Annotated in this window: 12 protein-coding genes, 1 tRNA gene, 1 other RNA gene and 1 pseudogene; 2 read left to right on the forward strand and 13 right to left on the reverse strand. The window is 35.9% G+C overall.

Annotated elements, in window-relative coordinates:
* Positions 1-51 precede the first annotated feature (51 nt).
* The 3 genes and pseudogenes from ESZ47_RS03825 to ESZ47_RS03835 form a co-directional block, all read right to left on the reverse strand.
* Positions 52-123 (reverse strand) — tRNA-Glu (locus ESZ47_RS03825).
* Positions 124-195: 72 nt separating this feature from the next.
* Positions 196-708 (reverse strand): tRNA (cytidine(34)-2'-O)-methyltransferase, encoded by a 513-nt coding sequence (locus ESZ47_RS03830; protein WP_148604905.1) that lies wholly within the window; start codon positions 706-708, stop codon positions 196-198.
* Positions 705-1,781, reverse strand: a pseudogene (locus tag ESZ47_RS03835) (AI-2E family transporter); the annotation flags it as partial. The gene ESZ47_RS03830 and the pseudogene ESZ47_RS03835, both read right to left, overlap by 4 nt.
* A 270-nt stretch (positions 1,782-2,051) precedes the next feature.
* Between ESZ47_RS03835 and ESZ47_RS03840 the strand changes: the two are divergent.
* A complete protein-coding gene (locus ESZ47_RS03840; RefSeq protein ID WP_148604909.1) occupies positions 2,052-3,083 on the forward strand; it encodes a lactonase family protein in 1,032 nt (343 codons plus the stop codon).
* Positions 3,084-3,138: 55 nt separating this feature from the next.
* On the opposite strand, the gene ESZ47_RS03845 is transcribed toward ESZ47_RS03840, so the two are convergent.
* The 7 genes from ESZ47_RS03845 to ESZ47_RS03875 all read right to left on the reverse strand — a co-directional run bounded on the left by ESZ47_RS03845 (position 3,139) and on the right by ESZ47_RS03875 (position 9,474).
* Positions 3,139-4,611, reverse strand: a complete 1,473-nt coding sequence (locus ESZ47_RS03845; protein WP_148604911.1) for an ABC transporter substrate-binding protein/permease — start codon at positions 4,609-4,611, stop codon at positions 3,139-3,141.
* Between the two features lie 150 nt (positions 4,612-4,761).
* Positions 4,762-5,134, reverse strand: an RNA gene (gene rnpB, locus ESZ47_RS03850) — RNase P RNA component class B.
* Positions 5,135-5,179: 45 nt separating this feature from the next.
* Positions 5,180-5,584 (reverse strand): DivIVA domain-containing protein, encoded by a 405-nt coding sequence (locus ESZ47_RS03855; RefSeq protein ID WP_148604913.1) that lies wholly within the window; start codon positions 5,582-5,584, stop codon positions 5,180-5,182.
* Between the two features lie 75 nt (positions 5,585-5,659).
* A complete protein-coding gene (locus ESZ47_RS03860; protein ID WP_148604915.1) occupies positions 5,660-6,220 on the reverse strand; it encodes an SLOG family protein in 561 nt (186 codons plus the stop codon).
* Between the two features lie 50 nt (positions 6,221-6,270).
* Complete coding sequence (locus ESZ47_RS03865; protein ID WP_148604917.1) at positions 6,271-8,463, reverse strand: transglycosylase domain-containing protein; 2,193 nt, start codon at positions 8,461-8,463, stop codon at positions 6,271-6,273.
* A 22-nt stretch (positions 8,464-8,485) separates the two neighbouring features.
* A complete protein-coding gene (recU, locus tag ESZ47_RS03870) occupies positions 8,486-9,100 on the reverse strand; it encodes a Holliday junction resolvase RecU (protein ID WP_148604919.1) in 615 nt (204 codons plus the stop codon).
* A gap of 146 nt (positions 9,101-9,246) precedes the next feature.
* Complete coding sequence (locus tag ESZ47_RS03875) at positions 9,247-9,474, reverse strand: CsbD family protein (protein ID WP_148604921.1); 228 nt, start codon at positions 9,472-9,474, stop codon at positions 9,247-9,249.
* A gap of 654 nt (positions 9,475-10,128) precedes the next feature.
* Here ESZ47_RS03875 and ESZ47_RS09360 point away from each other — a divergent pair.
* The gene (locus tag ESZ47_RS09360) at positions 10,129-10,299 is read left to right on the forward strand and encodes a hypothetical protein (protein WP_167497041.1); all 171 of its coding nucleotides are present in this window, start codon (positions 10,129-10,131) and stop codon (positions 10,297-10,299) included.
* Between the two features lie 433 nt (positions 10,300-10,732).
* Here ESZ47_RS09360 and guaA read toward each other — a convergent pair whose 3' ends face one another.
* The 3 genes from guaA to guaB are packed head-to-tail and all read right to left on the reverse strand — an operon-like array spanning position 10,733 to position 14,453.
* Positions 10,733-12,277, reverse strand: a complete 1,545-nt coding sequence (gene guaA, locus ESZ47_RS03880) for a glutamine-hydrolyzing GMP synthase (protein ID WP_148604928.1) — start codon at positions 12,275-12,277, stop codon at positions 10,733-10,735.
* A gap of 3 nt (positions 12,278-12,280) precedes the next feature.
* Entirely contained in the window at positions 12,281-13,267 is a 987-nt protein-coding gene (locus ESZ47_RS03885; protein WP_148604930.1) for an IMP dehydrogenase, read from the reverse strand.
* Between the two features lie 43 nt (positions 13,268-13,310).
* A complete protein-coding gene (gene guaB / locus ESZ47_RS03890; RefSeq protein WP_148604932.1) occupies positions 13,311-14,453 on the reverse strand; it encodes an IMP dehydrogenase in 1,143 nt (380 codons plus the stop codon).
* Positions 14,454-14,514: the final 61 nt, after the last annotated feature.

The raw sequence follows: 14,514 nt of genomic DNA on the forward strand, positions 1-14,514 counted from the left end.
AAAAATTTAATTTTTAAACACAAAAAAACGCAACAAAAGTTGCGAATTTAGTAGCTCGTGAGAGAATCGAACTCTCGATTCCGCCGTGAAAGGGCAGCGTCTTAGCCACTTGACCAACGAGCCATGGTCAATAGTCGTCTGTTATAATCAAACAACTATATTAGTTTACCAAGGATAAACCAATCTGTCAATATACTACTTTAATTTATCTTGCTCGTACGAATGCGTTGTTTCTAAATTAGCAAATGACTGTTGTCGTAAGGCCTCATAAAGAACTATAGCTACAGTATTTGATAAATTAAGTGAACGTACATGTGTATCATCTTGAGGAATTCGTATGGCCTTATCTGGATTCTGACGCATAAATATCTCAGGCAATCCAGTTGTTTCTTTACCGAATAAGAAATAATTATCTACATCTGTTTGCGCATAGTCAGGTTGCGTGTAATCTTGGTTTGCAAATTTTGAAACAAGATATAGTCGATCTTTCTCTGTTAGTGTGTCCAAAAAATCAGGCAAACTCGCGTGTATCACTAATTGAACATGTTCCCAATAATCTAATCCAGCACGTTTAACATGCTTATCATCTAATACAAAGCCCAATGGTTCAATTAAATGCAAAACTGCATCAGTACCTGCCGTAGTACGGGCGATATTGCCTGTATTCGCTGGCATTAATGGTTCAAACAAAACTATATGATTTGTCATTTTTCAACTACTTTCTCTATTTCCTCTACTTCAAATAAATCTGAATTTGATCGCCACCAACCGTATATATGTGTGACAAAAACTTTAGCCACTGCATAGGCTGGTACGGCTATAATAATTCCCAATACACCAAAAATATGTCCACTACTTAACAAAACTACAATAACAGTAACTGGATGAATTGACAATGCTTCACCCAAAATTTTTGGCGAAATAACATGCGCTTCAATGGGCTGTTCAATAATCAAAACAATGATTGCTAATATAAGCATTCTAGGTCCACCAGCAATTAATGCTACTGTGAAAACTGGCACTTGGGCAATAATAGAACCAACATAAGGAATCATATTAAAGAATCCAGCCATCAATGCTAATAAAATACCATATGGTAAGCCAATAATAGTATACCCAATTGAAAACATAATCATAACAGCTAAGGCAACACCAAGTTGACCACGAATGTATTGAGCAATCTGTTTGCTAATTTCAGTTAATAGATAGCGTACGGATAGTTGAGCATTACTTGGAAATTTGCTTGAAACAAATGATGAGAATTTATGCCCATCTAACAGCATATAATACAAAATAAATGGTGTTGAAACAATAGTCACACCGATTGAAGCTAAAATTGATGCAAAGGAGCTAATGCCTGCTACACCACTGGTCAAATATTTTTTACTCCAATCCAACACATTCTGATTGAGGTCAGAATTTGTATGGTTCAAATAATCTCTAATAAATTTAAACTGATCACTTGCAAACGTATCATTAATGAAATGTTCACTTGTCTTCCAGTAACTCGGCCAATTATTAATAAACTGAATGACTTGGTTACGCAAAACCATCACAACCGCGCCAATAGCCACCGCAATAATTGCTAATAAAATAATTAAAACAATTCCAATTGATAAGTTTCTTGGTAGATGAACATACTTTTCTAATAACGCAACTAATGGACTTAAGAGATAGTATAAAACGCCACTAATCATGATTGGTGCCCCTACAGCAGTAAATAAAGCACGAATAGGTTCAAATAAGAAACGTACTTGCCAAGCCAAAAAAATAATTAATAAAAATAATAAAACTACAATTAGGCCATTTAACAAATTATTTCCAGAAAGCCAACGACTATACCACGATTGTTGTTCTGGTTTTTTCGACATAACATATTCCCCTTTTAACGCTATATAATTGTAATTATTTTACCATAGAATAACTGTGCTTGTTATTTGGAAATACTTTCCTCTTGAATTTAACAATTTGGTAAATTTAAAAATTGCATTTGTGTAAATGCTTACATACAAGTATAATTAAAACAAACATTCAAAGGAGCTACTATAATAATGGCAGTTTATAAAATTTTATTTGGCACGTATACAAAACGAATTTCTAAAGGTATTTATGAAGCTGAACTTGATACTGACAAGAAGTTGTTACAAAACTCAACTTTTGTCGGCGGATTAACAAATCCAACATATTTAGCTGAATCTAATGCTAACAAAGTATACGCTGTTGAAAACCGAGATGGTCAAGGTGGTATTATTACATTTGATAATTCTGTTAGACCATTAGCTGAAATCGATGCACAATTAAGCGAAGGATCAGCTCCAGCATATATAGGTGTCGATGAGGCAAGACAATTGGTATATGCAGGCTACTACCATCGTGGAACTGTGGAAGTTTACCGTATCAATGACGATGGCAACCTAACATTAACTGACACTTGGCAAAATGAAGGTTCTGGACCGCGGCCTGAACAAAGTTCTTCACACATTCATTTCAGTAATTTAACACCTGATAATCGTTTAGTTGTTGTTGATCTAGGTGCTGATGAAGTAGTTACATTTGATGTATCAGATGATGGTCAACTCAGTGAAGCATCACGCTTTGAAACAGAAGATGGATTTGGCCCTCGTCATATCCGCTTCTCGCCAGATGGTGAGTATGCTTACTTGCTTGGTGAACTATCTAGCCTACTTAGTGTCCTCAAATATAATAGTGAAGATGGTTCATTTGAACATGTTCAAACTGCACCAACTATTCCAGCTGATTGGACAGAACATAACGGTGCTGCTGCCATTCGCATAAGCAGCGATGGTCGTTTCATCTACACATCGAATCGTGGTCATAATTCTGTCGCTGTTTTCAAAACAACGAATATGGGTTCTGAAATCGAACGTATTCAACTAATTAGCACTGAAGGTGAATTCCCAAGAGACATGAATTGGGATAAATCTGAAACTTTCTTGGTCGTTGCTAATCAAGATAGTGATAATGTTTCATTATATAACCGTGACAGTGAATCTGGAGAATTAACACTCTTACAAAAAGATTTCACTGTTCCAGAAGGTGTTCGTGTATTATTCACAAACTAAAAAAAGATAACCCTTTAACTGGGTTATCTTTTTTTAGTTTTGATTAGATTTAAAACTAACGTGAACTACGATTCATACGACGTTCGGCAAATCCGAGTGCTCTACTAATACCAAATGTCAAAACAAAGTATATTAATGAAGCGATAACTAATGGGAAAAATGGTTTAAAACTGGCACCTTGAACAACTCCTGTTTGAAACATCAATTCTCCAACGCCTATAACAGAAACGACTGAACCCTCTTTAATAATTGTTACAAATTCATTGCCCAAAGCCGGTAAAATATTTTTCACAGCTTGAGGTAGTATCACAAATCTCATAGTCTTTGATTTAGACAAACCAAGTGAGCGAGATGCTTCGGTTTGACCACCATCCACAGAATTAATTCCGGAACGAATAATCTCAGCAACATAGGCTGCGGAATTTAAGCCCATTGCAAGCGCACCAGCAGCAAAAGCTGATAGATTAAAACCAATGACTTGTGTTCCGAAAAATACCATAAACGCCTGAACTAATAATGGCGTACCACGAACGTACTCCACATATATGTTTCCAATAATTTTTAAAATCATGTTAGAAGAAAGCTTAAACAAAGCGAAGATGGTACCAAGTACAATACCTAATACAACAGCAACAGCAGCTAAAGCCAATGTCAATAATGTTCCTTTGACAAATAAGTTACCATACTTACCCCAAAAGCTTTGATCAGCAAACATTAATTTATTAGCTTCTTTTTGATATGTTTTTAATTCACCAGACCGAATGATGTTATCTAATGATTTATTAATTTTTGCTTTTAACACCGGTGAATCTTTTGGCATAGCAATTGATACTGCCCCTTCACCTGAAGCCGGTTTGGGATAGATAATTTTAAAAGCCTTGTTTTGCTGTGTGTACGCTTTTGAAATTGGGTCATTCAAAACAATACCAGCAATTTTACCCGTTGATAGTTGCGCTACTAAATCCGGAACTTTTTGTAAACTAACAAGCGTTGATCCGCTCATATTATTTTGAACATATGTTTCTTGTGTAGTCTGTTTTTGTGCACCAATTTTCTTTCCAGAAAACGAATTCAAATCACTGCTGTACTTAGCAGCATCTTTTTTCAAGACCATTACAGTTTGTAATGGTTTCATATATGAATTAGAAAAATCAACCACTTTTTCACGTTCAGGTGTTGCATTAATACCAGAAATAATTACATCAACTTTTCCTGTTTGTAAGGCACCGATGAGGCCATCAAAACCCATTTCCTTGATGACTGGCTTAACACCTAAATCTTTAGCAAGTTTCTTTCCAATTGCTACATCAAAACCAACAATTTGATCACGACCATCCACCGTGGCATGAAACTCAAACGGTGCATAATCTGCTGATAGCCCAATGACTAAGGTACCTTTTTTCTTTATCTTAGTCAAAGCTGGATCCGTAGTGGCAGCCTGCACATGAACTGGTGTCAATGCAAACAGAGGTAAAAGCATTATTGCACTCATAATTACCACTGATATCTTTTTTATTAGTGTATTCATATATTTTCTCCTAAAATGTAAAACAACAATACTAATTTTACCTTTATTTGAATTTTTATACAATAAAAAAAGAACAGTATTCAAAACATATTGAATAATTAATTTTTTTATACAAAAAAACTCGCCGAAGCGAGTCCACCTGTTGCAAGTATCTATAGGCCATGTTTTGTTCCAGTGCAATGCAGGTAACATTACACCTTCGGTAATCATCTATCTAAGTTCATTCAACTGAACCATACCAACCATCGTTTCAATTCACTAGATTAGCCGCCCCTACCAAAAGTTTGGGTTGCCCGTTTGTGGGGTTTACCTCGTCTCAAATGATAACTTTCATTAACATATACGTTTCTATGGCACCTTCGAGCCTATTAAGACATAGCCAAAACCTTAGCCTTTTCGACCGCCGTAACATCACTGTCCCTGGGTTTATTTTTTATCCCAGCACAAACACTACACCCATCTCAGAGTGTACGAGCATGGACCTTCCTCACGTTAGAAATATAACGCGCAATTACCCGATACTTGCAAAATTAATATTCTATATCATATTAATAACTTAATTTTTTAATTATTCTGCACTGTTATGGTCCCGCCCAAACACTACACGTTCTAAATTAGCAACACGCTTGATCAAGTCTAAGTTAGTCACTACTGCTTGTTGTGCAACAGCCGCCTGCCTCTGATCTTGCTCAGGCTGAGCAACAGGAGAAGCAACAGGTTGAGCTGCTACTTGTTGCTGTACAACGCTTTGTTGTTTAACTGCAACTAATTGATCTTGTGCATCTTTTAAAGCTACTTGTAAACGGGCGACTTCACCTTTTAATTGCTCGACACGTCCACCAAATGCACCGTAATCTTTAATAATATCGTCTAGAAAGCTGTCAACATCAGCAGGGTCATACCCTACTCCCATACGTTTTTGCTTAAAGACGCGTTCTAAAATGTCTTTTTGCGTGTATTTTACTTGTTCCACAAGCTATACCTCGATTATTTTTTTACTTATCCTATGTTACCAATAAATGTTATGAATTACAAGGTATTTTTGATACTAATCATAAGAGTCTTTTATTTTTTCTGAAAATTCTGTCGCATATTCTTGTAATTGATCCATATCAATCTGAATCAGTGGGTATGGTGTTTGTAACTGATAGCTGGTAACTACTTGATAGTCAAACGACGTCTTACCTTCGAATTCGGTATCATAAATAAATAGTGCACCATCTGTATGCTCTAACATAAATTTTTGATAATTTTTTAACTGCATAGGTCCTTGAAACGGTTTATTTGAAACATTTTCAGAAAAATCACTTTGTAAACTTAATTTTTGTAATTTTGCTTGATTATTCTCATTCCACTGACTTCCAAATTGAGCAAATGGCAACATCATAGCTAATTTTAAATCAGGATATTCTTTCTTCATATCTGAAACTACTTCAATTGTCCACTGTTCAATACCAAGTTGAGCACCAGTAATAACCCATTCTAGTCCATTTTCTAATTGCTGTTTTAGTTCTTGTTGAATGGCGTACTTTAAAATTTTTATTTTTGGATCGTTATCTCCAAACGTTCCTATTTCATAACTTCGGTAGCCCGTTACCCAAAGTCGCATAATATTCTCCTCTACAGAAAAAGTCTTGCTCTAAAGCAAGACTTTCATCTTTAATTATTACCAGTCGTAGATCCTGTTGACGCAGAATTAGTAGTAATCCCCGCTTCAGAAGGTGTCTCTCCTGATTGTGTAATCGACGTCACGCTTGGTAAACCACCATTACTCCAAGAAGCATCTTTTACTTCATACTCAACAATATTACCTTTAACCTTTGTAGTGACAGTATCCGGAGCAGTCCAATCAGTATTTGATTTATTTTGCATCGCAGCTGCCATCACCTTAGCATAATATTTTGCTGGTAAGTCCTGCTCTGTCCAAGGAATATAGTTCTCACTAGGAACATCAAACCCAGTCCATACAGAAAGTGCATATGATCGTGTATAACCTGTAAACCATGCATCAGAAATTGCTTGATCTGGCATTCCAGCGTCATCTGCATATGCCACTAATCCTGACTTTCCTGCTTGATACAATCCTGTAATCGCAGCATCGGCTGCGGTAGCATTAGGTTTAATAACCCCTTTCATCATATCAGTCAACATAAAGGCCGTACTTGTTTTCATTGCCCGCGTTCCTGTTGACTTGTAGTTATGAGTTGTGCCATCTGCCGTTACAACCTTGGAAATATAGGTTGGTTTGTAATACGTTCCCCCATTAGCAACAGCACCAAAAGCAGCAGCTTCCTGTTCAGTTGAAACATCAATACCAATCGCCATAGATCCTCCTGGTGTTGAATTTGTTGTAATGCCTAATCCATTAACAAACTTTTCAGCATTAGAACCACCAACCTCCTCTAAAGTCTTGGCCGCTGGAATATTACGTGATTGCGTTAAAGCTGTACGCATTGTAATATTCCCCATATATTTTTTGTCCCAATCATAAACACTGGTATTTGTCCCAACATATTTATACTTTTTATCTTCAACGGTTCGATACGTTGGCCAATTTAAGTATTCAATTGCTGGTCCGTAATCCAATAATGGCTTAATAGAAGAACCAGACGAACGATTCTTACTAGTAGCTCTATTAAGAGCTTGTAAAGTATTTACATTTCGTCCACCAATTTGTGCCACGACATGACCGCTATTAGGATCTGTCATTGTTGCACCAATTTGTAGGTTGTCACTTGAAAACGTAACAGATCCATCATTAGCATTATCATAAAGTGACTGTTGCAGATTAGAATCCATGTTGGTATAAATCTTCAATCCAGATTTTGTTGTGTCATAGCCAAGTTTCTTCGCTTCTGCAATTACTGATGAAGCATAGGCATCAGTAACTTTACGAGTACTATTTGCAGCCTCTGCTTTAGCGTTCAGATCTTGTAAACCATCACTAATTGATACTTTCATCGCTTCTGTGGCCTGTTTTGATGTAATGGCTCCGTATGTCGCCATGGCCTTCAAAACTGTATCACGACGTTCTTTAGCAGCAGTAGTATCTTTTAAATATGGATCATAGTAGGTGGGAGATTGTGGCATTCCGGCCAACAAAGCTAGCTGTGGGAGTGACAAATCCGTCAATGCTTTACCATAAAAATATTCTGACGCTGTTTTCATACCGTAAACGCCGTGTCCCATATACACCTTATTCATGTAGAATGTCAAAATTTGATTTTTACTGAAATTTTTCTCAACACGTAATGCCAGCCAAGCCTCTTGTGCTTTACGTTTAAATGTCTGATCAGCCGTTGAAGTACTAAATACTGATAATTTAACCAATTGTTGTGTTAAGGTTGATCCACCTTGCATACCCAATGAAGAACCTTTTATGTTAGAAATTGCTGCACCGGCAATACGAATCGGATCAACACCATGATGTTTATAAAACCGACGATCTTCAATTGAAACAACCGCCTGCTTCAATTGTTTAGGAATTTCATTTGAATTAGCATAATCTCTATCTTGCGTTGCCACACTCCAAAATACGTTGCCATTTGAATCTAATAATTGCGTAGAATTTTCAGAAGCTAAGTCAGATTCTGTAATATTAGGTGCATCATTGGCATAAGTGAAGAATAACGCTGCACCTGCTAAACCAGCAATGAATCCTAGTGTCAACAACCACAAAAATATCGCTAATATCCAGTGCCGTTTCTTTTTATTTTTTTTTGGCTTCCGTGGTCCACTTCCTTTGGAAGCATTTGTTCTTGGCGGGCGCGGTGGTTCTTGCGCAGGATAGCCATCATACATGTTGTGATTTCGATTCACACGTGACCATTGATTTTCTTTGTCATTTGCCATATTTAGTGAAAACTCCTAAAATTTAATGTAATAATTCAAGCATTTTATCAACAGCTGTAAGATAATCCAAACTTGGATTCAAACTTTCAGACACAACAAAACTCTTATCAACTATTTCTTGATAAGAAATTGACTGTTTGCCATTCAAATGTTGCCATTGCTTTATTAGTTCGCTCGCTGGATAAACATAATTCTCATTTAAACTTGTAAATTTAATGATCACAAATCCAATGCCACCCTGAGTGAGCACACTAGCTAAATGAGAAATTTGATGTTCGTGAAAGTTTTTTAACGGAAATGATGTTTTGTTTTTTGTTTCTTTGGCATCAAAATCAATGTATTTACCTTGATAAACACCATTATAATCTGTAGTGGAAGCTTGTTTAAAGTAAGCTTCTGTAATCTTTGCAGCAGAACGAGCAGGATAATCAACTTTTACTATGGTAATTGGCGTTGGCTTTTTGTGAACCACAGCCAAACGGTTAGCTAAATAATAATCATTTGCAAGATTAATTTCATCTTCCAAACCCATTCCTCGCTTACCAAATAATACTTTTTTTGTTGTTCTTCCGGTACGTGTCTTGTTAGTTTTTAACGTCCTATAATGGTGAGTACCGACTGGATAATTAATTGTCATCGCAACTCTCAATATTTTCTGTAAAATATATATTTTTTATTTTACCATAAAAAAGAGCTTAACCATAATTAGGTTAAGCTCTTATAAAATTATATACTTAAAAAGACAGACAATCTATAAAATCCATTATCCGATTTTAATTCTTACTACTTTTTTAGTTTTTCAACGCCATCTTTTACAGCATCTACTGCATCTTCAGCAGAATCTTTTACAGCTTCAGCGGCGTCAGATAACTTATCTTTTGCTTTACCAAAAAATCCCTGTGCCTTACCTTGTACTTCGCGACCTTTATCACCGGTAACCTTGCCTTCAACTTCTTTTGCTTTACCAGCAACCTTGTCCTTAGCATTATCAAACCTATCTTCAACTGACATATTGATGTCCTCCTTGACATTATTTGATGTTACAAGTAAAGTATATCGTATATGTAAGCGCTTGTAAAGTTATTGAAACCAGTTTCAATAATAAATATTGACTTTACCGCAAAGACTATTTAATTTAATCATTACTTAATCGCTGTTACACATTAAGGTTAGATAATAGTCCCACATGCCACTTATATCTCTTTTAGATGGCATCTTTACTTTTTTAACAATCATAGCAGTGCAGTATTTATTTTTTTTCAAAATTTGATATAATTGTTATGCTTATTTTAAGGAGTCGCTATGACACTCATCTTTCTTTACATGTTTATTTTCTTGGTTACTTTTTTTTTAATTAGCTTTTTATTTGTTGGTATTTTAATTCGTAGTCGTGGCACAATTATTATTACAACTTTTGGAATAATAGTTCAAACTGTTTTATTTTGTTTTTTTCGTTTTGTAATGTTTTCATAATTAGTTTAGATAAACGTTATTTATTTCGCGGTTAAATTACTCAACGAAAAAATAGTTTTGTCTCACCTATATAAATAAACACTTATTTGAATAATCCTAAATGCTGTGATAGTATGACTTTAGTATAGATATTAAAATTTTGTCTTATTAAACAATAGAACCATTTTATTATAATTTAGGGAGAGTATTCTTATGAAAAAAATTTCAGTCTTTGTTTTAATGATTTCACTTATTCTTATGTTCACTTCCCTAATAAGTTGGATTATGAGTCAACCAACGTTTGCTATTATTGCATCTAATTTAGGATTACTTATTTTAGCAATTTCATATTTATGGGAAAATCGTAATAATTTTTTGAAGTAAGTTAACATTTTCATTACACTAATGGATTGATTTATCCATAAAAAACCATCCTTAAATTTAATAATTTTAAGGGTGGCTTTTTTGACCTGCTTTTATGAAAATTTTTTCTATACTTTATCACCACCAACAATTATGTTCGTAAAGATACTAAGACACATAATTCCAGAATATTACAATGTACCTTGTCCATAACACAAGCCCCTGATCTATATAATGTGAAACGGTTAATTTACTAGTTTCCTTAATAAATAAAAAGGCATTCACATAAACATTAAGCAATAAATCGAAAAAGATTTGTATTTTCTTGAAATAAAAGAAAAAGAACAAGCGCAAAATACACTCGTTCTGGATATACTTTCTAACTATTAAATATTTCTCTTGTCCCTAATAGTCCCCAAGAACACTATTACATAGCGGCTTTAAAAGGAATAAATTATTCCCACTCAACAGTTGCGGGTGGCTTAGCCGTAATATCATATACTACACGGTTAATGTGCCCAACTTCATTAACAATACGTGCTGATATTTTTTGCAACAATTCCCAAGGAATACGTGCAAAGTCAGCTGTCATACCATCTACCGAAGTAATTGCACGAATAGCAATAGTATAGTCGTACGTACGATAATCACCCATAACACCAACTGAACGCACACCAGTTAATACCGTAAAGTATTGCCATATGTCGCCTTCTAACCCAGCTTTCGCAATTTCATCACGTAAAATCCAATCAGAATCACGTACAATTTCTAATTTATCTTCAGTAATGTCACCTAAAATTCGAATACCAAGGCCTGGACCGGGAAACGGTTGACGCCAAACCATTTCATGTGGCATATTTAGCTTTTCACCTAGTTCACGTACCTCATCTTTAAACAAAGTGTTTAATGGCTCAATTAGTTGGAATTGCATGTCTTCTGGCAGACCACCGACATTATGATGAGACTTGATTGTTTGTGCGGTATCCGTACCAGACTCTATAACATCTGTATACAGGGTACCTTGCGCCAAAAATTCGATTCCATCCAACTTTTGGGCCTCATCATTAAACACTTGAATAAATTCATTACCAATGATTTTACGCTTTTGTTCTGGATCGGAAACACCTGCCAATTTATCTAAGAACCGTTCTTGAGCTTCAACTTTAATGATGTTTAATCCAAACTTTCCACCCAACATACTCATAACTTGGTCAGCTTCATTTTTACGAAGTAAACCATGATCTACAAATATAGATGTCAATTGATCACCAATCGCACGATGTAACAAAACACCTACAACTGAAGAATCAACGCCACCTGATAATCCAAGTAACACTTTCTTGTCACCAACAGCTTCTCGGATTTTTTGGATCTGTTCATCAATAAACCCGCTCATATCCCAATTAGATTGAGCACCAGCAATATCTTTGACGAAATTTGTTAGGATTTGCTTCCCATGTTCTGATAAAGTTGTTTCTGCGTGAAATTGTACACCATATAAACGACGTTCTTCATTAGCAATAGCAGCAATTGGTGTTTTTTCTGAACCACCAATAACTTCAAAACCTTCTGGCAACTTAATAACATTATCTGAATGACTCATCAACACAGTTTGTGATTTAGGTGTGTTTGCGAGTAATTGACCAGCAAATTCAGTTTGTTCAAGTGTAGTTTGACCAAATTCACCGTTACCAGGATTAGCTTCAACTTGTCCACCAAGTTTCTGTGCCATTAATTGCATACCATAACATACACCTAAAACTGGAATATTTAAGTTAAATATGTCTTCATCAATCGTAAAGGCATTATCTTCATAAACAGATTTTGGTCCCCCAGATAAAATAATAGCTTTAGGATTGTAAATCTTAATTTCTTCAGCAGTCATATTATGGGACTTGAGCTCAGAAAAAACACCCATTTCACGTATCCTTCGAGTGATTAATTGGTTATATTGGCTACCGTAGTCTAAAACTAAGACTTTATCAAGTGTGTCAATCATTGATTATCCTTTCGCGTAATTGGGCGCTTGTTTAGTAATTTCAACGTCATGAGGATGCGATTCACGCAATCCATTATCAGTTATTTGAACAATTTTGGCGTTTAATTTTAGCTTTTCAATTGTTTCTGAGCCAGTATAACCCATTCCAGCACGCAATCCTCCATCCGTCTGGAAAATAGCATCATCAATAGACATGTTTCCTTCTTTGAATGAACCATCTGATTGCAAAACCGAACCGTTTAATAGATCAGAAACCATTGTTGCATCTGCTCCAGCTGCAATAGCTTTAACAACATCCCCAGAATAGTGGATACCACCTACCGCAATAACTGATTTGTTTTCATATGCTGCAGCTACATCTGCAATGTTCATTGTAACTGTTAAGAAAGGATAAGTAACATCATTTGGTAGTGATGATTCTACAGAACGTCCAGCTAAAATCGTATCTGCTCCGGCTTCATATAAAGCAGCAGCAATACTTTGGCTTTCAACAACACCCACAGCAATCAACAAGTCTGGGTAAGCCTGTCGAGTTGCCTTAACAATATCACGAGCTTCCTTAGTTAGTGATTCATGTAAATAAAAGAAAATGGCATCAGCACCTGCAGTAACTAATTTAGAAACTCTTTCTTGAGCACCATCTACCAGCCAAACTTCAGCTGCAGCGCACAATCTATTTTGAGAATCAATTAAAGCATTTGGATATTTTTCAGTATCAACGGCGGCCTCTTTGACTTTTTTAAAACTAGCTACTTGTTTAATCAAATCTTCTTGCTCTGCGATAACACCCAATCCACCATTCAACGCAGTTGGTATAACACGTTTGTCAGTTTCTGGACTAAAAGATTCAGAAACTAAAGGTATATTTAAAGTAAACTCTTTTGATAATTTTGTACGCAAAGTAACACTATATGGTAAAACATTTGAGGCTCCTGGTACTAATAAAACTTGATCGTAGCCAAGACCCATGAATTCTGTATTTTCAGACATAATTTTCTCCAAAGATATTTGAACTATTTTTTATCAGGGACAATTAAAAGTGTGCGACAGTAAATTCTTTACTTTTGTCTACTGAAGCTTCAAAGTCAAACACACCACTGTCACGCTCAATATGATTATTATGAACTAAATCAGCAATGCTCGTTTCACCTAATTGAGCCATTTTTTCTTGAAGATCTGTCAATATTGACATTAATACACTAGTTAAATCGCCCTTATAGGCAACACGAGCCTCAATTCCTTCTGGCACCATTTTTTTAGCTTCGTTGACTTCGCCTTGGAAATATCGATCTTTTGAGCCATTTTCCATTGCAGCGATAGATCCCATACCACGATAAGTTTTATACTTATGTCCGTTATCTTCAAACACTTCCCCCGGTGTTTCTTCTGTACCGGAAAACATTGAGCCAAGCATAACTGCATCGCCACCAGCAGATATAGCCTTAACAATGTCTAATGATGTTTTAACACCACCATCAGCAATAATCTTTTTCCCGCGAGTTTCAGCTTCTAGTGCCGCATCACGAATAGCCGAAATTTGTGGTACACCAATACCAGCAACAACTCGAGTTGTACAAATTGAACCAGGTCCAATACCGATTTTAACAACATCAGCACCCGCATCATATAACGCTGCTGCGCCTTCACGTGTTGCAATATTACCCGCGATGATGTTCAACTTTGGGAAAGTATGACGTACTTCAGAAACCTTACGTAAAACACCCTCTGAATGTCCATGAGCGGAATCTAATACGATGGCATCAACACCGGCATCAACCATAGCTTGTACACGATCAACAGTGTCATTTGTTACGCCTACAGCACCAGCCACAAGTAACTGCCCGCTAGCATCAACTGCTGCGTTAGGAAAGTCAGCGGAATTAAATGATTCAGTTTTCACTTTACGAACCTCATCGGCTTGTGCAGTAATTGTCATATTTTTATGAATAACACCAAGACCACCTAACTTTGCTAATGCGATAGCGAACCGTGATTCTGTTACTGTATCCATTGCAGCGGAAAGCAGCGGAATATTAAGTTTTAACGTAGGCGTCAAAGTTGTGTTAACTGATACTGAATCAGCTTCTACAGTTGAATTTAAGTCATCAACTAACTTAACATCTTCAAATGTCAATCCCATTGGGACAAACTTATTTGTTGAACTGAACTTTTGCATAAGATCCTCCAAAGTAAATATGCATGTCGCAATATTGTATAAAACAATCAACGATTTCAAT

The organism is Leuconostoc litchii (genome assembly GCF_008107645.1).
GTDB classification, from domain to species: domain Bacteria; phylum Bacillota; class Bacilli; order Lactobacillales; family Lactobacillaceae; genus Leuconostoc; species Leuconostoc litchii.